Source organism: Pseudomonas sp. BN411, assembly GCF_029871235.1.
Lineage (GTDB): Bacteria > Pseudomonadota > Gammaproteobacteria > Pseudomonadales > Pseudomonadaceae > Metapseudomonas.
The window spans coordinates 1-26917 of sequence record NZ_SSOM01000052.1 but is presented as its reverse complement, the minus strand read 5'-3'; the positions used below and the strand labels follow the sequence as shown (position 1 = coordinate 26917).

The following is a 26917-nucleotide window of genomic DNA, read 5'->3' as shown; positions in this document are numbered from 1 at the left end:
CGTGCCTTCGGCATCCTTGGTCGCGAAGCGAGGAGCCACCAGGCTGGCAAACTTTTCCAGTTCCTCGTTGTTCTGCTCCGGGTCCAGGTGACCCTGACCGAACATCAGGAACAGCTCGTTGAAGCCCAGGCGGTCGTGGGCGCGGCCGATCTGATCGGCGATCTCGTCAGCCGAGCCGATCAGCACGTTCGGCATTTTCTGGCCGAACGGAATGAACCACTTGTCCCAGAACCACTTATGCTCGGCCATCAACTGCTTGGCCTTGTCCTTGTCATCGGTCAGCATCAGGAAACCGCCCCAGGCAGCAACATCCTCACGGGCAACCTCCCGCTCGTGCTGGCGTGCGGTATCGGCATAGCGGGTCCACAGGGCATCGCAAAAGTCCAGGTCGGAAGCCAGCACGATTGGCTTGCCGCCTTCCCGGGCCCACATGTCGACGGTGCGCATGCTGCCGGCAAAGCCGCCGTAAATTTTCGGGTGGGGACTCTGGTAGCACTTCGGCGCAATGCCGATCTGGCGCACGATGCCATCTGCATCCATGCCCTTGCCCATGCTGGCATAGGCCGGGTGACCGGCAGAGCCGCCATTTGGCGGGAACTCCCAGTGTTTGCCCTTGTGGCTAAACACGTCATTGGCCCAGGCCTTCTTGATGACCTGCAGCGACTCCTCGAAGACTTCGCGGTTCAGCGCATCTTGCTCGTCGCGGGCCTTGGCGTTGTCCGGCGTAGTGGCGCTGACACCCGGACGCGCAGCATAGGAGTCGACCCAGCGCGCATGGTAGCCACGGGTGAAACCAACCATCAGGCGCCCTTGGAGCATGTGGTCAAGGGTGGCGATTTCTTCGGCGATACGCACCGGGTTATGGGTCGGCAGGGTGTACCCCATGATGCCGGCCTTCATCCGCTTGGAATGCAGGCCCACATAGAGACTGAACATGCCGGGATGGTTGTTGATCTCAAAACCTTCGATCTGCAGGTGGTGCTCAGGCTGGCAATAGCCTGCATAACCAAGCTCATCCGCCAGACGAACGTAATCACGCACTTCGGATAGAAAGCGCTGATACAACTCAGGACGCTGCCCAGCCATACCCGCTTCCAGCTCATAACGACGACCGATTACACCTGTTTGCATCAAATGAAACTTCATTGCGTCCCCTCCTGTTCGTTGTGTTATCAAAACTAATCAGCTCCGACCCATTTGTCAACACATATGTTGATACGCTGGACGGAGCAATGAGCGGCAAGCTGAACCGCCAGCCATGAATCAATAACTCATTGATTTAAATCAAAAACTCTCGTGCCGACGCGGCGGATCCGAAGCGGCATGGCGCCCACTTCCAGTCGGCGTGAGCCGCAGGCGCGCATGGGTCAACCGTTGAAAATAGGATGCGAGATCACATCAATTTGAGATGGGAGAGCATATGCCCCAACTTGGTTGCCTTGGTTTGCAGGTAATGTGCATTGCAGGGCGTCAGTACTGACTGCAACTTGACCCTCTCAACAATGCTGATGCCGTCACGCCTCAGGGCCTCCACCTTCCGCGGGTTGTTCGTCATCAGGCGCACAAACTCAATGCCAAAATGACCGAGCATCTGTGCACCAATCAGATAATTGCGCATGTCCGCTCCGAATCCCAGTTGCTCATTAGCCTCGACAGTGTCTGCCCCCTGATCCTGGAGTTCGTAGGCCCGGAGCTTGTTGATCAAACCAATGCCTCGCCCCTCTTGGCGCAGATAGAGCAAAATGCCTCGCCCTTCCTCGGCAATCAGTTTCAGCGCGATATTTAACTGCGATCCACAATCGCAGCGCTGACTGAACAGTGCATCCCCGGTCAGACACTCGGAGTGCACCCGGCACAGGACAGGCTCACCTGAACGGACATCGCCCAGTGTAAGGGCAACATGCTCCTTGCCGGTCTCGAGGTCTTCAAACCCATGAATATCAAAGGTCGCAAAGGGCGTTGGCAGATGCGTGGATACCGCATATTTCAAACTCATATCCTGCTCTCGATCTGTTCAGACATGACCAACGCACAACTTCTTGCACAGCACGACACACGTACACCAACTCGGGTTAAATGTTAATTGTTTGTGTCCGGGCACCCAGAACATACGCGAAGAATCAGCGGTAGACGACGTACTCCGAGACCTGCAAGTTGAACCCAGAGATCCCGTGATACTTTGCCGGCGACGCCATAAGCCGCATATCCCCTAAGCCGAGATCACGGAGTATCTGCGACCCAACACCAATCATCAGAGGATCACCATCTGCCGATGCTCTAGGCACTTTGGACATGCTGCTCAGGGCATCTATCTTGTGCTTCATGTCTGAGGAAGATTCTGCGCCTGCAAGAAGTACCAACACGCCCTTTTTCTCCGCCGAAATTCGCGCAAGGCAGCGCTGGATATTCCAGCCACTACTGCCAGGAATCTGAATGCCGAGCAAATCACGGAGGCAAACCGACTGCTGCACGCGAACTAGCGTAGCCGAGCCATCCAGTTCGCCCTGGGTCAGAGCCAGGTGGATATCTCCGTTAATACAGTCGCGATAGGCATGCATCATGAATTGACCATGATCGGTCATCACTGACTGTTTATACAGCCGCTCAATGGTCGCTTCATTGACAGCCCGATAATGGATTAGGTCGGCAATGGTGCCGATCCTGAGCCCATGCTCCTTGGCAAATTCGATCAATTCAGGCAGGCGCGCCATTGAGCCGTCTTCGTTCATCACTTCACAGATCACCCCGGTTTCATTAAGACCGGCCAGTCTGGCGAGATCGCAGGAAGCTTCTGTATGCCCAGCTCGAACCAACACACCACCCGGCTCGGCGATCAGTGGGAAAATATGCCCCGGTTGGACAATGTCCTCCGCCCTGGCAGAGTGTGCCGCTGCGGCCTGTACCGTCAAAGCCCGATCTGCGGCGGAGATCCCGGTACTCACCCCCTTTGCCGCCTCAATCGAGGCGGTGAACTTGGTGCCGAAACCTGACCCGTTGTGTTCGACCATCAGCCTCAGCCCCAAGCGCTCGGCCTGGGACTTGCTCATTGGCATGCAAATCAGGCCGCGAGCAAAGCGAGCCATGAAGTTGATGTGCTCAGCCTTCACATGCTGAGCGGCCATGACGAGGTCGCCCTCGTTTTCGCGATCCTCATCGTCAATCAATACGACCATTTTACCGAGGCGGATGTCTTCGATAATGTCTTCAATCTTGTCTAACTGCATAGCTGCACCCTTAATGGCCGTTTGATGGGATTCCCCTTAGCTACAGGTTTTCCCGGCGCGCCGGCAGATCGGCAGCCTGCGGCTTGCCACCCGGCCACCGGACCCGCAAGTCTGCGGTGAGTGAGGTCGCGACCTGCTCCCAAGGCCCCATATGTACTGCCAGCATTTCCCTTTTCGAAAAATGCCATTTGCCGTGCAGACGTTGGTATTTGTCGTAATAGCGCACGGCCCCAAACAGGCTTTGGCCAGCCATGGCAATTTCGAGATGCGCGCCAACCACTCCCGTTGCGGTGTCATCACCGGTGAAAGTGATCAAGCTATAGTGAGGCGTGTGGATGGTGATGCCCATGTTCGCTCTGGCACTTCGCAGGAAAACCATGATCGCGGCCCGATCAGTACCGCCGGCGAACCCACCGGCATGGAATTCTGCTCCAGGCGCAAAGAGCGCCTCCAAGGTAGCGAAGTCATCATCGTCTGTGGCAACGAAGTAGCGGACGGCCAAATCCTGCAGCTCGGCGCGGTCTTCCAGCGCTTTAAGCCTGCGTTCGATATCTGACATATGAATACCCTCTTTCTTGTTTTGAACCATCGTGCGGCCTTTGTCGAAATTAGTCAACACAACAGTTGATTTGCTCTATCATCGACCCTCCCCGACTCGATTTCCGGGTAACCTTCCGCGGCCCCCCCAGCAAGCGTCATCGGGACAAATCATTTCCAATCTCTGGTTGCAGATCCGCGGCAACCAAATCAACATTACAGTTGACTGAACAGTCTTGCCGGCCCACATTCGGCGCCCACGATCAACACCAGGAGTACTCAGATGCGGGCAATTATTTGCAGCGAATACGGCCCTGCAGAGGCGCTGACTCAAGGCGAAATGGACAGCCCGGCCATCGGAACTGACGACATTCGCATCAGGGTCTATGGGGCAGCAGTCAATTTCCCAGACAATCTGATCATCCAGGGAAAGTATCAAGCCAAACCGCCGATGCCCTTTGCCCCAGGCTTTGAGATCGCAGGCGAGGTAATTGAGGTCGGCGCCAATGTCAATGCATTACACCCTGGTGACCGCGTCATGGCTCTGACCCGAGATGGCTACGGCGGATTCGCCGAAGAGGCCGTGGCCCGTGCCGAACTGGTGGTCAAGGTGCCGGAGGGCATGGATTGTGTAACCGCATCAGGCTTTTATTCCGCATACGGCACCAGTTACTACGCTCTGGTTCGCCGCGGCCGGATTCAGGCAAATGAGACTCTCGTTGTGCTCGGCGCCGCGGGCGGCGTGGGCCTTGCCAGTATTGAAATTGCCAAGGCGCTCGGTGCAACAGTCATTGCTGTTGCCAGCTCCACACACAAGCTGGAAGCTGCGAAGGCACACGGCGCCGACCACCTAATCGATTACAGCAACGAAGACCTGAAGAAGCGGGTACTAGAGCTGACCGACGGCCGAGGGGCGGATATGTGCATGGATACGGTGGGCGGCGAAGCCTTCAATAGCATGTCACGCTGCATGAGCCACGGTGGCAGGCTATTGATTGTCGGCTTCGCCAGCGGACAGATTCCGCAGATACCGGCCAACCTACTGCTGCTGAAGAACATTCAGGTCGCCGGCATCTTCTGGTGGCCCGCCGTACAACTCGATCCGGCGCAACACCACGCCAGCTTCAGGCACCTGTCGGAGCTTTACAGAGCGGGAAGTCTGAGGCCGCTTATTTCGCGGACCTATCCGCTAGAAAGGACACCGGATGCCCTCAAAATGGCGCTGTCCCGCAATCTGATTGGCAAACTGGTCATCACGCCGACCACCGAACCAAGTAACTAGATCCACCCCACTCAGCGAGGGGGCTCTGTCGCCATAAGCCTGTATACCGGATCAACCGGGAAGCGATCACCGCGCGTAAATCCATCGAGAGGAATCGGTGCCTCCGCTTCGACCCAGGCTTCAACCTTGTGCCAATCCAACACCACCGTGCGCTCATCAATCTTCCATTCGCCATTGCGCCGGGAGAGACGGTCCAGATAACGGGCCCCCATTACATCGGCCATCCGTGGACTACCGATTCGCACAAGAGTCGCCATGACCTGCGACTCCGATCGAGCCGTGTCTCCATCAACCTCAATCAGTACATTGGTGATCGAGTGTGTAGTCGCCACGTTAGCGGAGGTTAGGCGTGCGGGTAAAAAACGAGCAAAGTCACTGCCAGTCCCCCGCCAGTAACCATGATCATCGTAGGCGTCGTCATGGTAGACAGAACGGATCAACTCCTCGTCGCAGCGATCCGCACCGCGGCAATAACGGATCAGCACTTCATAGATCGCCTGCTTGTCCAGCAGAACCTGCATGTCTTTGGTCATTACTCTGCCCTTGATGTTGTTATCGCGATCCTGGCCATGAGCCAGGGGTTAAGTCGACTCGAACTGGATTCAACGGACACGTTCCGGTAGGTCATACAGTGATTCATTTACCGATCAAATATCAACACATTTGTTGACTTTAAGGAAGCAAGAATGCTACTGATGGCCATGGAACAGATGATGGGATAAGCCGGGCTTCGCGAGACGCGCTGACAACGTTCGGATCCGACAATCTAAGTCACAGGAGTCCAGGGTGAACACAGCCAACAACCCACTTGAACGCAACAAGGAAGTGGTGCGCCATTTCTTGAGTGTTTTCTCCACCGGTGATGTGGCCGGAATCGTCAGCTGCCTGGACGATGACTGTATTTGGTGGATATCCGGCAACGTACCCGGCATTTCTGGCAGCTACAGCAAACTTCAGATGGGAGAACTGCTGGCTGGCGTCGTCAACGTTTACAAGCATGGCGCTTTGCCGATCACCTCCGGCAGCATGACTGCCGAAGGCAAGCGTGTCGCAGTGGAGGCAGAGTCTTGCTCGGAGCTGAAAAACGGACGGGTGTTCAAGAACACCTATCACTTCCTTTTCGAGGTGGATGGTAAGCGCATCACCAATATCCGGGAATACAGTGACACTCTGCACATGTACGAAACCTTCATCGCCGAGTAGATCACACCAGCTTGGCGGGGCGCGGCCGCCCTGCCCAACACATAACAACAAGAGGGCAACATCGTGAGTCGACTAGCAGGCAAAGTGGCGTTGATTACCGGGGCCGCTAGGGGCATGGGCGAGTCCCATGCCAGATGCTTCGTTGCGGAAGGTGCCAAGGTGGTGTTGACCGATCTGTCAGAACAAGCCGGCCAGGCACTGGCTAAGGAGCTTGGCAGTAACGCGTTGTTCTTGAAGCACGACGTCACCTGCGTCAACTCCTGGGCAGAGGTGATGGCCGAGGCCGAATCCGCGTTTGGCCCCCCCACTGTGCTGGTCAACAATGCCGGCATACTCGGCCCGGTAGCCAACACCCTGGCCCTCGGCGAAGCGGATTACCTGAAGGTTTGCAGCGTCAACCAGCTCTCGGTGTTTCTGGGTATGCGGGCCGTTCTGCCGTCCATGCTCAAGGCAGGCATCGGTTCGATTGTGAACATTTCGTCGATTGCCGGCATGGCCGCAAACTATGGCTTCCCAAACCTGGCCTATGTGGCCAGCAAGTTCGCGGTACGTGGCATGACCAAAGCGACAGCAATTGAATACGGCCCGAAAAACATCCGCGTTAACTCGGTACACCCTGGCTTCATTCAGACGCCGATGATGGTGGAGGCAACCGATGAGAACGGTGGAGATGCACTGAGCATGATTCCGTTGGGCCGTATCGCCGCCGCCCAAGAGGTCTCCAACCTGGTGCTGTTCCTTGCATCGGACGAGTCCTCCTACATCACAGGCAGTGAACACCTGATTGACGCGGGGATGCTGGCTCAGTAAGTCGCCCGTTATTGCTGAACGAAGATACTTTCACAGCAGCCGTGCTGAGATTTTCTTTGCCAAGCTCGAGACGTCAACAGCCCCTCGCGGGGTACCGACTCGAGCGCGGCGAAGGGTCGTAGCCACGTGACTAGGTCGATGGGTGGCCAGCTGATTGCCCACGCCACCTCCGTCAGTGAGCTGCCCGACCTTCGGTTGATTACAAGCGTTGAGACGAAAAATGCGCAAGATGCTATTCAAGGGCGCCGCGGGCATCAGCCTGGCGGCCGATGTCGGCGGCGACCCCGATCGTCAACCCATCGTGCTACTGCACGGCGGCGGACAGACTCGTCACTCGTGGAAAAACACGGCGCAGCGCATGGTCGATCGCGGCTTTCACACCGTGTCGTTGGACTTGCGCGGCCATGGTGACAGTGGCTGGTCGCACGACCAGGACTACAGCCTGGATGTCTTCGTTGCTGACTTGCACGAGGTTATGGAGACCCTGCGCCGACCACCGGTGCTGGTCGGAGCCTCGCTTGGTGGGCTGACTTCCCTACTCGCCATCGGCGAGGCCCGTCAGCCTGCCCATGGCCTGGTGCTGGTGGACGTGGTGCCGCGGATCGAGGCCGAAGGAGCAGCGGAAATCCTCCGGTTCATGCAGGCCGCTCCGAATGGCTTCACTAGCCTGCAAGAAGCAGCCGATGCGGTTGCAGCCTACCTTCCCCATCGGCAGCGGCCGACCGACTTTGGAGGACTCCAGCGTAACCTGCGCCTGGGCGCCGACGGCCGCTACCGCTGGCACTACGATCCAGCATTCACCGCCCCAAACAACCAACGCTCCCGGCGCCCCGAGCGTCTAGAAGCTGCTGCATCAAGGGTGGACATACCTACGCTTCTTATCCGTGGCGGCGCCAGCCGGCTGGTCAGTAAAAAGGGGGTAAATCAGCTTCTTGCGCTGATTCCGCACGCACGGCTGGCTAATGTGGCCGGAGCCGAACATATGGTCGCCGGCGACAGCAACGACGCGTTCAACGATGCCTTGTTCGACTTCCTGAACAGCTCGGTGGAGGCTTAGGGACTATCCGTACTTGATGTTGAAGGTAGGCGCAGCCATGTGTAATCACGTTGATTTTTACGGCCAAACGGCAGAAGACAAGGAAGCTATGCTTATGCCTTTCGCAGCGGCTATTGACGCTTCGCATAGGTAGTTAGGGAAACTCGCAGACTGAATCATCCCGGGCTAAGTGGGCACTGAGTTAAGGTGAGTAATGCCCACCACACGGCATGCTCATGCCCCAGATCAGACGACGTTTTCCCAACTCCTTCAAACGCGAGGCGATAGACCACGTACTTTGCGAGATGTCGCATCGTCATGTACCCCAGGCATTGGGTATTGCTGAAAGCCTGCTAGACAAATGGAAGAGCCACTACGAACAGCAAGGTGGCGATGCCTTCCTTGGCAACGGCAAGCATCGTGTTGAGCGCGCTGAACTTCTCCGCCTGCACCAGCAATTGGCCCAGGCCACCATGGTGCGCGAAGTGTTAAAAAACCACCTTCCCGGCAGTCCGTGGCCCATTGGATTAGTAGCACGCCCACTACGGTGACTCCGCAGGACCGCGGTCGTCTGCTTTCTGGGAGGCTGAGTCCCCATCAAAATACTTGTCCCAGAGGAAGCTGCAGACCCGCGAGTGGTGGAGCGTTTCGTGATCCCGCTTAGGAAGGAGATCTGATCCGAGCCCCCTCCGGAATTTTCGGTGTGGCCGGGGCACGTGATATAGCTCATATCAACGCGCTACCTGGCGGTCATTCATGATTGCGCAACCGGTACTGATCTTGGCTCGCGGTTTCATGTGGTCGGAAACCCCACTGAACTCACCGAAGTATCGGTACAAACTATCAAGCCTTCACTGCTGATGTGTACCTAGTTGGCCCAGCTCGGGGACACCACAGTGGCGATCGAGTTGGCCAGCGTGTATTGGATTCCGGGCTACGAGATTCTAGCCCGCGGTCGCCACTACCCGCCGATTGCCCCGAATCACTTGGACGCCAGTTCGCTTCGGATCGCGCCAACCGGCATTGGATCTCGAACATGACCTACGAGCGGACAGCCCAAGGAGGCTATATCTGGCGTTGGTGCTCGATCTGTATTCGCGTGTAGTCGTCGATTGGGCGATGCTTCACCGTATGCATCAGCCCCGTACGCACTGCGCTGGAGATAGCCCTTGCACGACGCCAGGGACGGGCGGAGGTGCTGCTGCATTCGGCAGCGGCAGCCAATACTGCGCCTACGACTACTTGGCTTTGCCTAGACGACATCAAATCGTGCCAGCCATTCACATTCGGGGAACTGCCCGGACACTCGGTGGGAGCGCGTTTCTTCCGCTCGCTGAAAGTCGAGGGGGAATACTTGATGCGCTATGCCAGCTACCAGGAGGCAAAGCCCGATCTGCTCTACGACACAATCACCGTCGCCGCCACTCGACGCGGGGCTATCTCAGTCTGATGGAGTTTGAGCGGCGCTCTGCGAGCATTAGCTCTCAACTACCTGTCCACTAGCTCCTGGACACACCACATGTCGGGAATAGGCCTACCTATTCATCTTCGATATTGAAGAGTGCCGCCAGAGTGATATCGAGCTTGGCCTTCTGCAAGGCCAAATCTTGCGCCCCCCCAGCCCCTTCCAGGCTGACCGCGTAGGTCAGTGCGCCCAATGCGCCCATCCACAGCAGCTGCGCCGTATCCCTGGGTGAATACTTCAACTGCCCCTGCGTATGGAAATGGGATAGGTCGTCAGCGACACCTCGCAGGGTATCAGCGACCAGGCTCGGAGGCTCTCCCGCCATGATCTGCTGGATCACAATGCGACACATATTCGGCTCTGAGTAGGCAAACTGCAGGAACGTTGCCCATCCATCGCGTATCCCCTTGAGCGGCCCCTTCTCGTCGATACCGTCGTGATAGGCCTTGGCAACCTGCAGGTAGGTCACGTCAATCGCAGCCTTGTGCAGTCCATGTAGATCACCGTAGTGGTGATACAACGTTGGCGGCGTTACGCCTACCTCCGCGCAGATCGCCCGCATGGTTGCACCCTCGCGTCCCTTGGTACTTAACAGGTGCACGGCTGCACGCAGCAAGTCCTGCTTGATATCGCCATTGCTGGGGTCGATACGACCTTTTTTTTTTCCAGAGGCTGGGCTGCTTTCAATGTAAGTCCTCACTGCCGTGTTCGATTCAGGGCGACCCAAGCCACACGGCTACTAAACGCCCCGGCGGGAAGCCGGTCCGCACAATACCAGCATGACTCACAAGTCAAAACCGCCACTCAACACGCGTGTTGAATATTTTTCACCGCGCATGTTGACCATCAACGCAATCGTCCATATATTCAGTATATCACCGATATACAGCTCAACCTGACCAATTGAGCACAGCGGGAAGGCTTCGCTGGCCCAGCCCCAAAGCACAACAAAAACGAGGTGTAAGAATGCAATATGCAAGAGCAGCCGTGATGGTCGAACAAAATCAGGTCGAGACCTGGAACGTCCCGGTTTTTGATCCTGCACCAGGCGGAGCCCTAGTACGCGTCGTCCTTGGTGGCGTGTGCGGCAGCGATGTGCACATCGTTTCCGGAGAGGCGGGCACCATGCCCTTCCCGATCATTCTCGGCCACGAGGGTGTGGGGCGCATCGAAAAACTCGGGGCCGGCGTCACCACGGACTATGCAGGAGTCCCGGTTAAGCAGGGTGACATGGTGTATTGGGCCCCAATCGCTCTGTGCCATCGCTGCCATACCTGCACCGTTCTGGATGAAACCCCCTGCGACAACTCAACCTTTTTTGAGCATGCGGACAAGCCCAACTGGGGTAGTTATGCAGACTTTGCCTGCCTACCCAGCGGCATGGCCTTCTATCGTCTGCCCGATCACGCCCAACCGGAAGCATTGGCCGCACTCGGCTGCGCCTTACCAACCGTGCTGCGCGGCTATGACCGCTGCGGCCCCGTGGGCCTGGACGATACTGTAGTTGTTCAGGGTGCCGGACCGGTCGGACTCGCTGCTGTGTTGGTTGCTGCGGCATCTGGTGCGAAGGAAATCATTGCCATCGACCATTCCCCAGTTCGCCTGGAAATGGCACGCAGCTTAGGCGCGACTGAGACCATCTCGCTCAAGGACACCACCCCAGAAGACCGGCTACGCATCGTCGCCGAACGGTTCGGCAAGCGAGGCGCCAGCCTGGTAGTGGAAGCCGCCGGCGCCTTACCGGCCTTCCCTGAAGGCGTGAACCTGACCGGCAACCACGGCCGCTACGTCATTCTCGGCCTGTGGGGCGCGATTGGCACTCAGCCCATCGCTCCCCGCGATCTGACCATCAGGAACATGACGATTGCCGGAGCGACCTTCCCCAAACCCAAGCATTACTACCAGGCCATGCAGCTTGCGGCGCGACTGCAGGACCGTTTCCCGCTGGCCGACCTAATCACGCAGCGTTTTTCCATCAATGATGCCAACAAGGCGCTTGAGCTGGTCAAGACAGGTGCACTGATCAAGCCCGTGATCGATCCAACGCTCTAACCGCCCCATTATTTCAGGAGAACAAAAATGAGTACTGAAGCCAAACAGAGCATTGCCAATCTTGCGCCCCTGCCGCCCCACGTACCTGAGCACTTGGTTTTTGACTTCGACATGTACAACCCGCCTAACATTTCGGAAGGTGTGCAAAAAGCCTGGGCGACACTGCAGGGCCCCAATGTACCCGATCTGATATGGACTCGATGCAATGGCGGGCACTGGATTGCCACCCGGGGAAAATTGATACGCGAAGCCTTCGAAGACCATGCACATTTTTCCAGCGAGTGCCCGTTCATTCCCCGCGAAGCTGGCGAGGCTTATGACTTCATTCCCACTTCAATGGATCCGCCGGAGCAGCGCCATTTTCGCGCCCTAGCCAGCGGAGTCGTAGGCATGCCTGCAGTGGATAAATTAGAGGACCATATCAGGGAGCTGGCCTGCTCACTGATCGACGACATCCGCCTTCAAGGTCACTGCAACTTTACTGAAGATTTTGCTGAGCCGTTCCCGATTCGAATCTTCATGCGGCTCGCGGGGCTGCCAGACGAAGACATTCCGCATCTGAAATACCTCTCGGATCAAATGACCCGCCCGGATGGCAGCATGACTTTTGTGGAGGCCAGAGACGGGCTCTATGAGTATCTGATGCCAATCATTGCGGAGCGCAAACTGAAGCCTGGTACCGACGCGATAAGCGTAATCGCCAATGGCCAAGTCAACGGGCGCCCAATCACCAGCGACGAAGCGAAGAGAATGTGTGGTCTGCTGCTGGTTGGTGGCTTGGATACCGTCGTCAACTTCCTCAGCTTCAGCATGGAGTTTCTGGCCAAAAGTCCAGAGCACCGCAAAGAGCTGATCGAGCATCCAGAGCGCATTCCGGCTGCCACCGAGGAACTACTCCGCCGCTTTTCGCTGGTTGCTGATGGCCGCATTCTCAAATCCGACCTCGAGTTCCATGGTGTACTGCTGAAGAAGGGCGATCAGATCCTCCTGCCGCAACTGCTGTCGGGCCTGGATGAGCGTGAAAACGCCTGCCCGATGCACGTCGACTTCAGCCGCCAGAAGGTATCGCATACGACCTTTGGTCACGGCAGTCATCTGTGCCTTGGCCAGCATCTAGCCCGCCGCGAAATCGTCACCACCCTCCGGGAATGGCTCGCAAGGATCCCTGACTTCTCCATTGCCCCGGACGCCCAAGTACGCCACCAGAGTGGCATTGTCAGCGGCGTGCATGCACTCCCGCTCGTCTGGGATCCGGCGACCACTAATGCAGTTTAAAAGCGTGGGGTGCGTGCAGTGAACGCAAACAAAAATCTGGTCATCGTCGGTGCCGGCCACGCAGGGGTTGAGGTTGCTTTTGGGCTGCGCGCCAACGGCTGGGAAGGCAATATCTGGCTAGTGGGGGAAGCAGCAGCTGTTCCCCATCATCTCCCGCCTTTGTCCAAAGCCTATCTAGCTGGCACAGCTACACCGGAAAGCCTGTACCTGAGAGCCCCGAATACCTACGCGGCGCAGAACATCCAATTGCTCAGCAGCACTCAGGTAACGGCAATAAACCGCGACCTACGGCACGTCAGCCTGTCGGATGGCCAGGTACTGCCCTACGACTTGTTGGTGTTGGCGACCGGCGGACGTCCGAGGCTGCTACCGGTAGCCAGTGGCGCTGTCGGCAAGGCGGCTAACTTACGATATCTACGCACACTTGAGGATGCCGAGTGTATCCGCCAACAGTTGACTCGAGGCAATCGACTGGTGGTGATTGGCGGCGGCTATGTCGGACTTGAAGTGGCTGCAACCGCCGTCAAAGCGAACATGCAGGTCACGCTGCTCGACACGACAGACCGTGTTCTCGCGCGAGTTACTGCTCCACCGGTATCAGCCTTTTACGAACGCCTGCACCGTGATGCTGGCGTTGACATACGAACCGGCATGCAAGTGTGTGGATTCGAGATGTCAGCCGATCAGCAGAAAGTGACTGCCGTACTGTGTAAGGACGGCACGCGACTGCCCGCAGATATGGTAGTTGCCGGGATTGGTTTGATCCCGAACTGTGAACTGGCCAGTGCGGCCGGACTGCTGGTAGATAACGGTATCGTGGTCAACGAGCAGATGCAGACCTCTGATCCTGCGATCATGGCGATCGGCGACTGCGCCCGGTTTCACAGCCGGATCTATGGCCGCTGGGTACGTATCGAGTCGGTGCCGAATGCATTGGAGCAAGCGCGGAAAGTTGCCGCTATCGTCTGCGGTAAGCCACCACGCAGCGAAGCTGCTCCTTGGTTCTGGTCCGACCAGTATGAAGTCGGACTGAAAATGGTCGGGCTATCTGAAGGATACGATCGGATCATTGTCCGTGGCTCTTTGGAACAGCCCGACTTCACAGTTTTCTACCTGCTGGGCGACCGAGTCCTGGCGGTCGACACTGTGAACCGCCCGGTTGAGTTCAACCTAGCAAAACAAATCATAACGGACCGACTGCCTGTTGAACCAAGCCTACTGGATGACGAAAGTGTGCCGTTGAAAGAAATAATCGCGGCAGCCAAAGCCGGTTTAAATAGTATCTAAAGGCACCATCAATTAATCGCCGCCTTTGCCCAATTAAATATGAGGATATACAAATGTCTAAGGTAGTGTATGTGTCGCATGATGGAACGCGTCGCGAGCTGGACGTCGCCGACGGAGTTAGCCTTATGCACGCGGCAGTCTCAAATGGCATCTATGATATTGTCGGTGATTGCGGCGGTAGTGCCAGCTGCGCAACATGCCATGTGTATGTCGACAACACTTTCATGGACAAAGTACCGGCTCCCACCGACCGCGAAAGTGGAATGTTGGATTGCGCGGCGGCGGAAGTAAAGCCGAACAGCAGGCTCTGCTGCCAGATCTTCATGACCTCTGAACTAGACGGTATTGTAGTGAATATTCCAGACACACAATGGTAATTCGCGGTATTGACAGACAGCGACCTAAGTCTGCCGGACCGACTTCTGTCCGGCAGGCCATCCAGCTCGCGCGGTTCTCCGCACTCATCTGATCGTGACACACGAAGTCGCAACACCGGCATTGACCACAATCAAATGAGTGCGATGGCCAAGCAAGCCCAGGAGGCCATGGGCATGGAAGTGCTGCCGGTGGTCACCGACCGGGGCTACTTCAAGAGCGAAGAAATTTCCCCTGCCACGAAGTTGGCCATACCCCCATCGCGCTCAATCATCGCCAAAGGCCAATATCCGCATGGATTGAGCGTTTAACGGCCAAGCGACCCTACAACGTGGTGGTCGCAGTGCTGGCTAACAAGCTGGCCCGAACCGTGTGGACGATACTAGCCACAGGATCGCCCTACCGGTCCGAACTAATCAGCGCATCGCCCAGTAGACCAACCCAACTCATCACAGCACCAGTCCTCACAGGGAACGCTGGCGGTAAACAGATGATGGCAGTCGTGGCGCGGAATCCTGGTTGGGAGTATGAGCCAAGGGTACTGCCTGCAGTTCGCACTTCAGATAAGGACCTCGTCAGCGGATTCCATCAAGATCGGCAGGGCTTCTCGGCCTACATAGCAGGCCGGATAAAGACTGCTCCCACCTGCCGACAGCATGTTGACCGATTGCGCTCCGGAAGATGTCCATGAAATACCTTCCCTAACCGCCACAAACACAGAACAGTAGATCGGGATACTGACAACGGCAAATCATGCACTGAAGAGCTTCCCGGCATCATAACCGAACTATTTCTAGAGCCCGATTTTTGAAGCTGATGTCAGGTCAGTTTTTCTGCATTCCAGTAAAGAATATATTGCAAAATGCATCTGCCACCTCCTTGGCTGAAAACTTACTCCTGGGGGTGTACCAGCGATATGTCCAGTTCAACATTCCGAAGATAGTGTTGGCTGCTAGGCTAGCGGGGATATCATCTCGGAAGTTGCCCTCAGCCACGCCCTGCTTTATCAGAACCAGCACCGCATGCTCGAAGCCCTTGGTTTTTTCAAGCATTTCCTGCGCCCAAGGGGTTTTGGCGTCGGCAATCTTGTGCATCTCCTCCTGAATATAGACGTACATGTAAGGATAGCTATCACTGTATGACTGCATCAGCAATTGTACTAGTTGCCTGAGCTTTTCCCCGGTGCCTAGATCCTCACGGCTGAGCAACTTTTCGATATTCTTGGCATTCTGCTCAACTCCCCCCTTGACTGCATCGCGGAGAAATTCTTCCTTGTTTCCGACGTAATAATAGACGCTGGCCCGATCCATTCCAGCATAATTGGCGATGTCGTTAAGGGTCGTTGTCTGATAACCATGCTCCTTGAAAAGCTCGGCTGCAAGGCGGATCAACTCATCTCTCTTGGCCTTGTACTTGGCTCCCCCGTCATTCAAAGCAGACTTACGACGCCGGGATATATTGCTACTCGGAGGTGAGGAATTGGCCATACTGTAGGTTCTTCCTTAAGTCAAATTTAGTGATCCAATTGTTGATCACTTTTCAAACAATGCTAACGATTATCAACGTATGCGTAAAGAAATAGATGCTGCCACCTGGCTGCCCCTACCAGCAATTCTCGGCGGGCCATCCATAGGTTCTGATAGGGCGAACAAGGTGACCAGCTGCGCCGCATTTTTTGGCCGAGCCCGGAAGTGAACCTTGGTGTAGCCAAACTACCGCTTGATCACCCGAAAAGGATGCTCCATTTTCGCCCGTACCTGCGCATTGGCTTGCTCGATCTTGCCGAGATCCTTGTAAAAGCACTGCGATTGCCAAAGTTCTAGTAGGAACTGCGCCGAGCCGTGATCTGCCCGATGACCTGGCGACTTTCTTATTCAGAACGTTTTTCGACTCCGGCATAACCGACGTCAGCGCACGCCACGCTTGCCTCGCCGTGCAGCAGTTTTCCGCCCTGGGTGATATCCACGATAACGGCCGCAGTGTCCACCACGCGGTGTACCAATCCCGACTCTTCGTGGGAGCCAACGTGGGCATTAGCTCGAAGTAGAATAGTTTCCCTTCTTGGCCTGATACATTTCCGGGTCACACTTGCAGCCTTGGTTCTTGGTCGAGTTCAGAGCATGGATCAGTGAGGCATCGACGATACTGCCCTGGGGCAGGGACAGGCCAAGATCCCCACAGGCAGCCGTTAATCACGGCCAGAATCCCAATCGCCGACTCATGCATCTCCAGGAGACGCCGGAAGTGAGGATGTTAGTTTCATTGGGGATACCCTCCAGGCTCAGGCCGGCGAACTAGCGCAGGAGGGTAGTCTTGCACAAGGAGATCTCCATCGCCGGATCCTTGTAGCCAAACCAGTTGTGCATGAGATGCACACGCAGCAACGCCACCAACGGATAGACCGTACGGCCCTCCCCCCCTTCGGGTCATGCGGCTCGATCAGGGCCTCCAAGCCCTTCCACAGCACCACCTGATCTAACTCGATCAGGAACAACTCCTTGCAATCTGGTTACGCTTGCCGGAGTACTCGGCGCCGGCGAAGGTCATCAGCTTCATCGGGCAACTGGGTTGGCATATTTCACCAGTAATGAGAAGTCCTCTTCACAGCTTGCTTGAATAACCTCAATAACTGTAAAAGCCTTGGCCGCTCTTGCGCCCCAAGTAGCCGGCTTCGACCATCTCACGCAATAGCGGTGCAGGACGGTATTTGGAGTCATTGAAGCTGCTGTAAAACACTTCCATCACCGACAGCAGGGTATCCAGGCCAATCAGGTCTGCCAGCGCCAGCGGCCCGATGACATGGTTGCAGCCCAGGCGCATGCCCTCATCGATCGCGCTAGCACTGGCGATCCCTTCCTGCAAAACGAATACCGCCTCATTGATCATCGGTACCAGAATCCGATTCACGGCAAAGCCCGCGCTGTTCTTTACCGAGATGGCAGTCTTCCTGATATTTTCTACAAACTTCTCGGCTGCCTGGTGGGTGGCATCATCGGTCTGCAGCCCACGAATCAATTCGACCAGCAGCATAACCGGCACTGGGTTGAAAAAGTGCATGCCTATGAAGCGGTTCGGCACGCTACTTGCCGCCGCCAGTTTGGTGATGGACATGGATGACGTATTGCTGGCAATAATCGCGTCTTTACGTACCGTTTTGTCCAGGGTCTGGATGATGGCCAGCTTGACTTTCTCCACCTCGGAGGCAGCTTCAATCACCAGATCCACATCAGCGAGATCGGCGTAATCGGTAGTGCTCTTGATACGCTGCAGGGCAGATTCGCAATCGGTCGGCGACAGCTTTTCCTTGCGCACCAGTCGCTCAAGGCTACCAGACACAGTATGGAGACCTCGCTCCAGTGACCGCTGATCAATGTCCAGCATGACCACACTCAGTCCCGCAATGGCACAAACCTGAGCAATACCGTTACCCATGGTACCGGCTCCGACAACACCAACCTTGTTGATCTGCATAGCTGTCGTCCAACCTCTAAAAAATGCTGTCTATTACACACGCTCAAATATGGCGGCAATACCCTGCCCGCCGCCGATACACATGGTGACCAGGGCATAACGCCCACCGGTACGTTGCAGCTCATAAATGGCCTTGATGGAAATGATTCCACCGGTAGCACCGACCGGGTGCCCGAGAGAGATACCCGAACCATTGGGGTTCACGATCTCTGGATTCAACCCCAACTCCTTGATTACCGCACAGGCCTGGGCGGCAAAGGCTTCGTTAGCCTCAATCACACTAATCTGGTCGAGCTTGATGCCGGTTTTCTCAAGCACCTGACGAACCGCCGGCACCGGGCCTATCCCCATGTAATCTGGATCGACGCCGGCATGGGCGTAGCCAACTAGGCGGGCTAGGGGAGTCAGGCCCAACGTCTCTGCTGCCTTGCCCTCCATGAGTACTAATGCTGCGGCACCGTCGTTCAGACTGGAGGCATTTCCGGCGGTAACCGTGCCATTTTCTTTGACAAAAATCGGCTTCATTGCTGAGAGTTGCTCGATTGTCACGTCGGCGCGGACATTTTCGTCGCGGCTGAAGTAACTGGTGCCTTTGCGAGTCTTGAGTTCGACCGGCACAATCTGCTCGTCGAAATAGCCCTTGGAAATTGCACGGGCAGCGCGGCGCTGACTTTCAACCGCGAGTTCATCCTGCGAAGTACGGTCAATGCCATAACGGGCAGCCACATTCTCGGCGGTGCCCCCCATGTGAATGCGCTTCCAGGGGTCATGCAGAATGCCGTTCATATAGTCGATGGCTTCAGCATTGCCGAGCCGCGCGCCCCAGCGCAGATTGCCGATCATGAAAGGGCCGCGGCTCATACTTTCCGCTCCAGCACCGATAGCAATATCCGTGTCGCCTAGCAGAATCGACTGCGCGGCGGATACGATGGCCTGCAGACCGGAGCCGCACAGACGATTGACGTTAAACGCGGGAGTTTCCTGCGGCACACCGGCATCGATGGCAGCGACTCGACTCAGGTAGGCATCCCTGGGCTCGGTGGGAATCACATTCCCCATGACCACGTGCCCGACCTGTCCCGGCTCGATGCCGGCACGCTCAATTGCCGCCTGTACCGCTACGGTAGCCAGAGTGGAAAGCGGAAGATCCTTCAGGGAACCACCAAAACTGCCAATTGCGGTGCGTGCAGCCCCCACCACAAATACCTGACGCTGTGTCATGTGTAGCCATCCTAATCAGTAAATTGGTAGCGACCTTGGCGACAGTGCCGCCCCTATACCTTAAAAAAGAAGGGCCTGACTGACATTATCTGCCAGTGGCCCAAAATGGAGCGTTGCCACAAACTAAACCGGAAGCGCGAACTTCAGGGTAATTAACGGAAGTTCGCTTTGCCCCTATATTCAGCCATTCCTGTTCGGTAGCCAGCCGACCTTTCCGCTCTCGGTATTACCGATCCGCGCGTTGAAACTCTCAACCGCCTGCGCCACAACTCCGCCGATGTCAAAGCCGGTCATGGAGGTTAAACCTCCGTCAACGGCAATGGACTGGCCGGTGACATGCGCAGAAGCATCGGAGGCAAAGAACAGTACCGCTTCAGCAATATCCTTCGGCTTGCCGGCCCGGCCCAGAGGAATCAGCTTGCCGTAGGGCTCCTCAAGACTTTCAGTGAACGCCGCGTAATGCTCAGGTGCCACATCGCAAGCGGTACCAATGATTGGTGTGAGAATTAGACCGGGCGCGACCACGTTGGATCTGATTTGCTTGGGCGCCAGTTCATAAGAGGCTGAACGCGCCAGGTGCAGTACTGCGGCCTTAGCTGCATCGTAGGAAACCGATGACCAGCCGGCTTCGATACCGGCAATACTGGAAATTGAAACGATACTACCGCCCTGCCCCTGGGCAATCATCTGACGCGCAGCATACTTGTGACCAAGTGCCGCAGAGCGAAGCAGCAAAGTTACCGTTTTGGTAAAACCGTCCGCATCAAGCTCGATCAGCTTGGTTTGATCGCCGAGGGCACCGGCGTTGTTGACCATGATGTCCAGGCGTCCAAAGCGTTCAACCGCATAGGCCACCAACGCCTCAATCTCGACATCGCTGGTCACGTCCGTGCGTTTGAACGCAACCCACTCAGCGCCAAGCTGTGATTCGAGGTCGGCAGCCTGGTCATTGATGTCACCGACCACCACCTTCGCACCTTCGGCAACAAAGGTCTCGACAATGCATTTGCCAATGCCCCGAGCGCCGCCAGTGACGATAGCCACCTTACCCTGCAATCTCGACATGTCCCCTCCTTCTTGTCTTTGTTGATCTTGGAGGCACTCTTGCACATCATTCACCACTTATCAACACTTGAGTTGATTTTAACTTTACACCTTTCCCCCTCCGAAGAGCGAGCACATCAACCCAGCCTCAGCGACGCCGCAAGCCTTTCAGCAGCTCTCTAAACTCGCTGGTAGCCATGCAGGCGATGATGGATTGTGCCTCGGCCTCAAGCTGCTGCTCCAACGGAACTGAGGCTGATTGCCAGACCAGACGCTTTGTACGGGACGCAGCTATCGGACTCAGTTCAGCCAGACGCTCGGCGTACTCATGGGTTTTGCCTTCCAGTTCGGCCGGCTCGACCACCCTGGACAACAAACCGAGTTGGCTGGCCTCGTCAGCGCTCAACTCCGTCTCGTCCAGAAATATCTGCAGGGCGCGCCGCGCCCCTAGCGCCTGCACAACACCGATCGTACCGCCACCGTCAGGTGAAACCCCGATCTGCGCATAGGCAGGACGAAAACGGGTATTTGCCGCAGCAATACAGAAGTCCCCCATGAAGGCCATGGAAAATCCAGCACCGGCCACCGCGCCATGCACACTGGTCAGCACCAACTTGTCCATGCGTCGCAAGACCGAGAGAAAGCGGTTGAAATGTTCCAGTAATTTACCGATCGGCGGCGCCAAATCGTCGAGATGGGAGAGGAACAGATTGACGTCACCGCCGGCACAGAACGCCTTACCCGCCCCACGAATGACCAGCACCCGGACGCTATCGCTCCGCTCAACAGTCAAAGCCAGCTGTTCCAGACATACCGCCATTTCTATATCAATTGCATTGAATGAGCCGGGACGGTTGAGCGTGATGACGGCAATAGGACCAACCATCTCTAAAATGGCCGACTCGTTGCCTGACTGAATATTCGTAGGTGACATATGGCAGCGGAACCTTAGTTGATCGGAAGAAGCAATGCCCAAGCGCTCGCCCGACTTGCGGTAACGCTCAAATCATGGTTGCACCACCGAGACCGACAAGTCAACGTCAATGTTGACTATTCAAACAAAAAATCAACACCTTGGTTGACTGATCCAATCCGATAGCCCCATTCTTGAAAGCACCGGTACCGCGTAGTACGTGGCAGCACGAATTCCGCTAGATCAGCGGGACGGCACAACGCCGTATACAACCCTAGGCTTAGGCAATCAGCCCTTCGATCGACAAGACAGAGAACAGGAAGGCAACATGAAACCGCTAGAAGGTAAAAGAATTATCGTAACCGGCGGCGCACAAGGTATTGGTGCGTCTGTGGTGCGGGCCTACATTGCCGCCGGCGCAACAGTGGCCTCAATGGATATGAACGACTCGCTAGGACAACAGGTTGTTTCCGAAGCCATCAGGGCCCATCCCGGATGCATCAGCCGCTACTACCACTGCAACATTGCCGACCGCACAGAGGTGGAAAAGGTCTTTGCTGCAGCTGTTGAGGATATGGGCGGCCTAGATGTCATGGTCAATGTGGCTGGGGTGCAACGCCATTCCCCGCCGGACGCCATAGCGGAAGAACTGTTCGACATGCTTTTCCGCGTTAATGTACTAGGAACCATCAACACCAATGCCGTTGCCTATCGCCTTATGAAGGGGCAAGGTATCGGCAACATCATCAACTTCGGATCAGAATCGGGACTGACGGGCGAAATTAACAATGCCCTCTATTCTGCCACCAAGGCGGCGGTTCACACCTGGACACGCAATGTCGCCCGCCAATGGGGTCCTGACGGCATCCGCATCAACGCCGTTCTGCCTTATATGGTCACCCCCATGTATATCGATTTCCGCAATGCACTGTCAGCGGAAGATCTAGCTGCCCATGATGCCGCCACCAAGACCGACATACCGCTGGGCGGAAAATTCGGCGATGCCGACAAGGATCTGGCACCGGTAATGGTGTTCCTCGCCAGCGACGCGTCCCACTTCATGACCGGTCAGATGTTCCCGGTGGATGGTGGCCTGATCGCTGTACGCTAGGCGTCCCAAAGGCTCCAGCCATTCGGCTGGAGCCCCCACCTCAGATGTCAACAACAAACGTGCCATAGACAGGTTGAAAATTGAGAAATCAGAGAGCGACAGAAAAAATCAACACCATAGTTGACTGGCGTCGATTTACGGCTAATCATTACGACTACGCCATTCCCCCGCACCACCGCTTGTGCTGACTAATGGAGCACACCATGGGAAGTCAACGCGAATCAGCTGTTCAACGATTTTCCGGAAGTGTCTGCGAGATTGTTGCGGCGGTTCTTTCCCATAAGGGGGAGCTAGCTCTGCTGCGTCGCAGCAATCTGGTAACAGGTGATGTCGGGCGCTGGAATTGCATTACCGGGTTTCTCGACCACGATCGCGATCCGCTTTCTCAGGCCCTGGTCGAAGTGGAAGAAGAGGCGGGAATTTCAAAGCATCACTTGAAACTGCTTAGCAGCAGCGTATTGAATTTGCCGGGTCAAGATGGTCGCACTTGGCGTGTTTACGCCTTTCACTTCCACAGCCTGACTCGAACGCTCACGCTTAACTGGGAAAACGACGCCTCAGTCTGGCTGGCGCCGCATGAACTGGGTCAGGTGCCCACCGTCTCCTGGTTCGCACACATCTTGAATGCCTGCGAGCTCAGATCCTCGTCAATGACGGCTAACCTAAGCTAAAACTCTCATTTACGTCCCGCCTACTGTCTACCAATTCCCAACAAGGACACTCTGAACATGTTTACTGGGGGACTATTCCTTCGTGCATACCGGCTTCCTTGGACTCCCGCTAACTGCTGCTGAAGACAGCGACTCGGCCACCTGGCCACCACGGCCGGTATGGTGAGGCGTCCGAGTGAAGACCGCTTGTGCTGAACCGCTTAGAACCCGAATCGCCCCGGCTTTCCTAGACACTCTCCACGCTTTGGTGGGCTAATGATCGACAGTTGGCGGCTCCCGAGGCGTTGTTAGCACTCCCTCTAAGGTCACAATGAGCTTGCCCTGGCGGAGTGACGCCGCCCCTTACCGCGCAGCGGTTTGCCATTGAGCACAGTGCCAATTCAGCGACGGACCGGGCTGCCTGTCGTCCCACAGCTCCGAAAAGCTGAGTCCAAACCTGGGATGTATATGGTAGGGAGCAAGCTCCGCAAGCGGGCGCAAGACAAAGGCATGACGAGAGATATCTGGATGAGGCAATTCGATACACTCGAATCGGCCAACCAGGTCGCCATAGGTCAGCAAATCTATATCAAGGCCTATCTGCTCAGCGGTTCGTCCGCAACTTGCCTCTACGCTCTTCAGCCAACGCACCAGCTCCTGCAACTCAAGTGTCGTCACGGCCGAAACCACTAGATTCAGGAATGGCGCGGCGTATGACGCTCCAACGGCAGTGCTTTCATAGATATCGGAGCACCTGATATCGCGCAGCCTCCTCGCCAGCAATCGCAGTCCGTCACTGAGGTTACGCTCGCGCCGGTGATTGCTGCCCAGGCCAAGAAAAATGAGGGTGCTTGGCATTGCTATCTTGCCGGTCATTTCACGATCTGGAAGATGCAGCCCTACCATGGGCTGCACCTTTAGCAGTTCCATTAAAGCTAGCTCTGAACTTCCACACGCCGCTGTGCTGCACTTAGCGTATTGGCCAGCAAGCAAGCGATCGTCATCGGCCCAACGCCACCTGGCACAGGTGTAATCGCTCCGGCTCGCTCAACTGCGCTTTCGAAGTGAACGTCGCCCACCAGCCTGGTAGTTCCGTTCGCCTGCTTGATGCGGCTGATACCGACATCGATAACCGTAGCCCCGGGCTTTACCCAATCGCCGGGAATCATCTGGGGAACGCCGGTTGCCACGACCAGAATGTCGGCCTGCCGACACCTTGCCTCAAGATCTACAGTCTTGCTGTGAGCGATGGTCACGGTGCAGCGTTCCTGCAGCAGCAGCCGTGCCATGGGCTTGCCAACGATATTGGATGCGCCAATCACCAGCGCATTCAGGCCAACTAAAGTGCGATGCACATTCCTCAGCAGGAACATCACCCCCGTCGGCGTGCAGGGCACCAGAGCATCCAGCCCCGTTGCCAGGCGACCCGCATTGGTGATGGTGAATCCATCGACATCCTTCGCCGGGTCAATGCGCTCGATGACCCGGGTGACATCGATGCCCGCTGGCAGGGGCAGCTGCACCAGGATGCCGTCAACGCGGTCATCAAGATTGAGGGTGTCGATCTTTGCGAGTAGACGCTCCTCCGTGGTGTCGGCGGGCATGCGGTACTCGAACGAGTGCATACCTACCTCTTCCGTTTGCAGCACCTTGTTGCGTACATACACCTCGCTGGCGGGATCGGCCCCCACGAGAATGACTGCCAGGCCGGGCGCGCGGCCGTGTCGAGTAGCGAATGCGCTCACGTCCTGTACAAGACGTTCACGCAGTTGCCGGGCTTCGGCTTTTCCGTCGATCAGGAATGCGGACATTGTTTCTCCGGGTCTTACAGATGAAGCAGGCCCTGAGACCCAGGGCCTTGCCGACTCAGCTGCGGCGGTTGTCGGTTTTGTACGGTGCGGGCTGGACAGTGGCGCGGATGGGCAGTTGCGGCTCGCCCGGATTGCCCCAGATAACCGTGACTTCAGTACCTACTTCTGCCTGGGCGATGTCCAGGGTGCACAGCGAGAGCATCTCGCGGAAGAAGTAGCTGTAGCCACGAGAGGTGGAAACGCCGACCTCACGGCCGTTCACCAGCACCTTGTCGGCATACATGAAACCGCGCTGATCCCGGGGCATCTCCATGAAGGCGTAGTGCTCGCCCTTCTGGAACAGGGATGCGAATACCTTGAGCACATCATCGGGATTCCACACCAGGGTGCGAATCACCCGGCGTGGGTTGGCCACTTCCTTTTCCAGGGCCTCGCGGCCGATGAAGTCGTGATCGAACTTGATGTTGCGCCCCCAACCGAGCTCGACAGGGCTGCGGTACCAGGCGCTGACATCATCAGCCTCGAAGCTGCCGGCAACGTTGAAGGTCGAGGCGAACGCCGGCAGAGACGCTTCGAATTCGGCGCGATACTCAGCCATGTCCTCGCTGAAGATCGCCGGCAGGTAGTCGGTCACGATAGTGGGGAAACAGGCTTCCAGGTGGTTGATGAAGGCAGCTCGACCACCCAGCTTGCGAATCCCGAACGCTTCGCCGGCTCGCACCACTGCCTCATACACCTCGGCAGCATGTTCGGCAGGACCTTGCAGCTCCACACCAGGCTCCCCGGACATGCCCTGTCGCAGCGCGTAGACCTCATGCCCGGCAATCTTCACCACTTGCGAGTGCATGAACTTGATGTCCGCCAGGGCCACGCCTGTCAGCTTCTCGATCAATGCGGCAGCCTTGGGCCCAGCAACCTGGAATTTGAACCCTTCGACAACCTCCGAGCTGACGTTGTAATCACCCTTGCGTAGGTGGAAGTCCATGAGGAAGCCGCCGCGACCGAAGAGCATGAAGTCATCCTCCCCCCAGCGGCTGAGGATACCCTCATGGATCACCTTGCCATCACGATTGCAGTGGGTGACATGCTTGGACTGCATGATGTCGAACTTGGCGAAGCTGTTGATGGAGGTATCGGAGAAAAGCTTCAACACGTCCGGTCCACGGTAACGCCGCTGCCAAAGGAACGACCAATCACCGATGTAGCAGTGGTCCTTCCAGGACATGCTCTCGTCGAGCCAGTCCGTGTACTCAGGCTGCCCCCAACGGGACGTGAAATAGCCCTCTGGAGTCTTTCTGAAATTCTTGGGGAGCATGTCTTTACCTCGGTTACTTCAACGAATTGTTGTTATGCGTGGCCAGGCGTCAGCCTTCGAACACGATGGTTTTGCGACCGTTCGGAATGACGCGGTCTTCCAGATAGGCGCGCACTGCCCTGGCCAGGACGCGTCGTTCGATGTCACGCCCCTTACGTACGAGATCTTCCGCGCTATCGCGGTGGGAAATGCGCTCGACGTCTTGCTCGATGATCGGGCCCTCGTCCAGGTCGGCGGTGACGAAGTGCGAGGTCGCGCCAATCAGCTTCACGCCACGCTCATGGGCCTGGTGATAGGGACGCGCGCCCTTGAATCCCGGCAGGAAGCTGTGATGGATGTTGATGCAGCGCCCATCCAGCTTGCGCGAGAGGTCATCGGAGAGGATCTGCATGTAGCGAGCGAGCACAACTAGGTCGGTCCTGGTGGACTCGATCAAGGCAAGCAGTTTCTCTTCCTGCTGGGACTTGTTATCCCGGGTCACTGGCAGGTAGTGAAACGCTATGCCCTGCAGATCAACCGCGGCGTATCGCTCCTGGGGATGGTTGGCGACAACGGCCGATATCTCCATCGGCAGCTCGCCGATTCGGCTGCGGTAAAGCAGGTCGCGCAGGCAATGGTCATAGCCGGACACGAGCAGCATTACGCGCTTGCGCTGGTCCTGCGGACGCAGCGACCACTCCATGCCGTACCGATGGGCAACATCGGCGAATCCAGCCTTGATGTCCTCGAGTACCAGTTGCGTCGCGCTGTCTATCGCGTCGAACACCACCCGCATGAAGAACTGCTGAGTATCCAGATCATCGAATTGCTGCGCATCGAGGATGTTGCATCCCTG

General features: G+C 56.7%; 26 protein-coding genes and 3 pseudogenes. 13 read left to right on the top strand and 16 right to left on the bottom strand.

Annotated elements, in window-relative coordinates; genetic code table 11:
* From E8F06_RS07305 to E8F06_RS07290, 4 genes are all read right to left on the bottom strand, one after another.
* Window positions 1–1146: LLM class flavin-dependent oxidoreductase (locus E8F06_RS07305; RefSeq protein ID WP_179057997.1), on the bottom strand; the 1146-nt coding region annotated here is incomplete at its 3' end.
* Window positions 1147–1393: 247 nt separating this feature from the next.
* Window positions 1394–1996: a GTP cyclohydrolase II gene (gene ribA / locus E8F06_RS07300; protein ID WP_179057996.1), complete on the bottom strand. Its 603-nt coding sequence runs from the start codon at window positions 1994–1996 to the stop codon at window positions 1394–1396.
* Window positions 1997–2120: 124 nt separating this feature from the next.
* Window positions 2121–3224, bottom strand: a complete 1104-nt coding sequence (gene ribBA, locus E8F06_RS07295) for a bifunctional 3,4-dihydroxy-2-butanone-4-phosphate synthase/GTP cyclohydrolase II (RefSeq protein ID WP_179057995.1) — start codon at window positions 3222–3224, stop codon at window positions 2121–2123.
* A gap of 40 nt (window positions 3225–3264) precedes the next feature.
* Entirely contained in the window at window positions 3265–3840 is a 576-nt protein-coding gene (locus tag E8F06_RS07290) for a nuclear transport factor 2 family protein (RefSeq protein WP_256873277.1), read from the bottom strand.
* Between the two features lie 204 nt (window positions 3841–4044).
* Between E8F06_RS07290 and E8F06_RS07285 the strand changes: the two genes are divergently transcribed.
* A complete protein-coding gene (locus tag E8F06_RS07285; RefSeq protein WP_179057994.1) occupies window positions 4045–5043 on the top strand; it encodes an NADPH:quinone oxidoreductase family protein in 999 nt (332 codons plus the stop codon).
* Window positions 5044–5054: 11 nt separating this feature from the next.
* Here E8F06_RS07285 and E8F06_RS07280 read toward each other — a convergent pair whose 3' ends face one another.
* Window positions 5055–5576 (bottom strand): nuclear transport factor 2 family protein, encoded by a 522-nt coding sequence (locus E8F06_RS07280; protein ID WP_179057993.1) that lies wholly within the window; start codon window positions 5574–5576, stop codon window positions 5055–5057.
* A 253-nt stretch (window positions 5577–5829) separates the two neighbouring features.
* Here E8F06_RS07280 and E8F06_RS07275 point away from each other — a divergent pair, with 253 nt between their 5' ends.
* From E8F06_RS07275 to E8F06_RS07260, 4 genes are all read left to right on the top strand, one after another.
* Entirely contained in the window at window positions 5830–6246 is a 417-nt protein-coding gene (locus E8F06_RS07275; RefSeq protein WP_179057992.1) for a nuclear transport factor 2 family protein, read from the top strand.
* 63 nt (window positions 6247–6309) lie between these two features.
* A complete protein-coding gene (locus tag E8F06_RS07270) occupies window positions 6310–7056 on the top strand; it encodes a glucose 1-dehydrogenase (protein WP_179057991.1) in 747 nt (248 codons plus the stop codon).
* 220 nt (window positions 7057–7276) lie between these two features.
* Complete coding sequence (locus E8F06_RS07265; protein ID WP_280358959.1) at window positions 7277–8113, top strand: alpha/beta hydrolase; 837 nt, start codon at window positions 7277–7279, stop codon at window positions 8111–8113.
* 215 nt (window positions 8114–8328) lie between these two features.
* Complete coding sequence (locus E8F06_RS07260) at window positions 8329–8643, top strand: transposase (protein WP_179057989.1); 315 nt, start codon at window positions 8329–8331, stop codon at window positions 8641–8643.
* Window positions 8644–9630: 987 nt separating this feature from the next.
* Here the strand turns inward: E8F06_RS07260 and E8F06_RS07255 are convergent.
* The gene (locus tag E8F06_RS07255; RefSeq protein WP_179057988.1) at window positions 9631–10257 is read right to left on the bottom strand and encodes a TetR/AcrR family transcriptional regulator; all 627 of its coding nucleotides are present in this window, start codon (window positions 10255–10257) and stop codon (window positions 9631–9633) included.
* 266 nt (window positions 10258–10523) lie between these two features.
* Between E8F06_RS07255 and camD the strand changes: the two genes are divergently transcribed.
* From camD to E8F06_RS07225, 6 genes and pseudogenes are all read left to right on the top strand, one after another.
* Window positions 10524–11609, top strand: coding sequence for a 5-exo-hydroxycamphor dehydrogenase (camD, locus tag E8F06_RS07250; RefSeq protein WP_179057987.1), 1086 nt, complete (start codon window positions 10524–10526; stop codon window positions 11607–11609).
* A gap of 27 nt (window positions 11610–11636) precedes the next feature.
* On the top strand, window positions 11637–12884 hold the full coding sequence (locus tag E8F06_RS07245; protein ID WP_179057986.1) for a cytochrome P450: 1248 nt from the start codon (window positions 11637–11639) through the stop codon (window positions 12882–12884).
* 18 nt (window positions 12885–12902) lie between these two features.
* Entirely contained in the window at window positions 12903–14171 is a 1269-nt protein-coding gene (locus E8F06_RS07240; protein WP_179057985.1) for an FAD-dependent oxidoreductase, read from the top strand.
* 53 nt (window positions 14172–14224) lie between these two features.
* Window positions 14225–14548, top strand: coding sequence for a 2Fe-2S iron-sulfur cluster-binding protein (locus tag E8F06_RS07235; RefSeq protein ID WP_179057984.1), 324 nt, complete (start codon window positions 14225–14227; stop codon window positions 14546–14548).
* A gap of 79 nt (window positions 14549–14627) precedes the next feature.
* Window positions 14628–14776: pseudogene (locus E8F06_RS07230) on the top strand (IS5/IS1182 family transposase); the annotation flags it as partial.
* A 59-nt stretch (window positions 14777–14835) separates the two neighbouring features.
* Window positions 14836–14979, top strand: a pseudogene (locus E8F06_RS07225) (IS110 family transposase); the annotation flags it as partial.
* A 391-nt stretch (window positions 14980–15370) separates the two neighbouring features.
* Here the strand turns inward: E8F06_RS07225 and E8F06_RS07220 are convergent.
* The 6 genes and pseudogenes from E8F06_RS07220 to E8F06_RS07195 all read right to left on the bottom strand — a co-directional run bounded on the left by E8F06_RS07220 (window position 15371) and on the right by E8F06_RS07195 (window position 21216).
* The gene (locus E8F06_RS07220; RefSeq protein ID WP_179057982.1) at window positions 15371–16033 is read right to left on the bottom strand and encodes a TetR/AcrR family transcriptional regulator; all 663 of its coding nucleotides are present in this window, start codon (window positions 16031–16033) and stop codon (window positions 15371–15373) included.
* A gap of 62 nt (window positions 16034–16095) precedes the next feature.
* Window positions 16096–17102, bottom strand: a pseudogene (locus tag E8F06_RS07215) (IS5 family transposase).
* 66 nt (window positions 17103–17168) lie between these two features.
* Entirely contained in the window at window positions 17169–18017 is an 849-nt protein-coding gene (locus tag E8F06_RS07210) for a 3-hydroxybutyryl-CoA dehydrogenase (RefSeq protein ID WP_179057981.1), read from the bottom strand.
* 33 nt (window positions 18018–18050) lie between these two features.
* Complete coding sequence (locus tag E8F06_RS07205; protein WP_179057980.1) at window positions 18051–19238, bottom strand: acetyl-CoA C-acyltransferase family protein; 1188 nt, start codon at window positions 19236–19238, stop codon at window positions 18051–18053.
* Window positions 19239–19418: 180 nt separating this feature from the next.
* Window positions 19419–20303 (bottom strand): SDR family oxidoreductase, encoded by an 885-nt coding sequence (locus tag E8F06_RS07200; protein WP_179057979.1) that lies wholly within the window; start codon window positions 20301–20303, stop codon window positions 19419–19421.
* 127 nt (window positions 20304–20430) lie between these two features.
* A complete protein-coding gene (locus tag E8F06_RS07195; RefSeq protein ID WP_179057978.1) occupies window positions 20431–21216 on the bottom strand; it encodes an enoyl-CoA hydratase-related protein in 786 nt (261 codons plus the stop codon).
* Between the two features lie 307 nt (window positions 21217–21523).
* Here E8F06_RS07195 and E8F06_RS07190 point away from each other — a divergent pair, with 307 nt between their 5' ends.
* Window positions 21524–22306 (top strand): SDR family oxidoreductase, encoded by a 783-nt coding sequence (locus E8F06_RS07190; RefSeq protein ID WP_179057977.1) that lies wholly within the window; start codon window positions 21524–21526, stop codon window positions 22304–22306.
* A 203-nt stretch (window positions 22307–22509) separates the two neighbouring features.
* On the top strand, window positions 22510–22977 hold the full coding sequence (locus tag E8F06_RS07185) for an NUDIX domain-containing protein (RefSeq protein ID WP_179057976.1): 468 nt from the start codon (window positions 22510–22512) through the stop codon (window positions 22975–22977).
* A gap of 342 nt (window positions 22978–23319) precedes the next feature.
* On the opposite strand, the gene folK is transcribed toward E8F06_RS07185, so the two are convergent.
* From folK to purU, 4 genes are all read right to left on the bottom strand, one after another.
* Window positions 23320–23886 (bottom strand): 2-amino-4-hydroxy-6-hydroxymethyldihydropteridine diphosphokinase, encoded by a 567-nt coding sequence (gene folK / locus E8F06_RS07180; protein WP_179057975.1) that lies wholly within the window; start codon window positions 23884–23886, stop codon window positions 23320–23322.
* A 5-nt stretch (window positions 23887–23891) separates the two neighbouring features.
* Entirely contained in the window at window positions 23892–24767 is an 876-nt protein-coding gene (folD, locus tag E8F06_RS07175; RefSeq protein WP_179057974.1) for a bifunctional methylenetetrahydrofolate dehydrogenase/methenyltetrahydrofolate cyclohydrolase FolD, read from the bottom strand.
* 55 nt (window positions 24768–24822) lie between these two features.
* Complete coding sequence (locus E8F06_RS07170) at window positions 24823–26082, bottom strand: aminomethyl transferase family protein (protein ID WP_179057973.1); 1260 nt, start codon at window positions 26080–26082, stop codon at window positions 24823–24825.
* 49 nt (window positions 26083–26131) lie between these two features.
* On the bottom strand, window positions 26132–26917 hold a 786-nt coding region (purU, locus tag E8F06_RS07165), incomplete at its 5' end, for a formyltetrahydrofolate deformylase (RefSeq protein WP_280358953.1).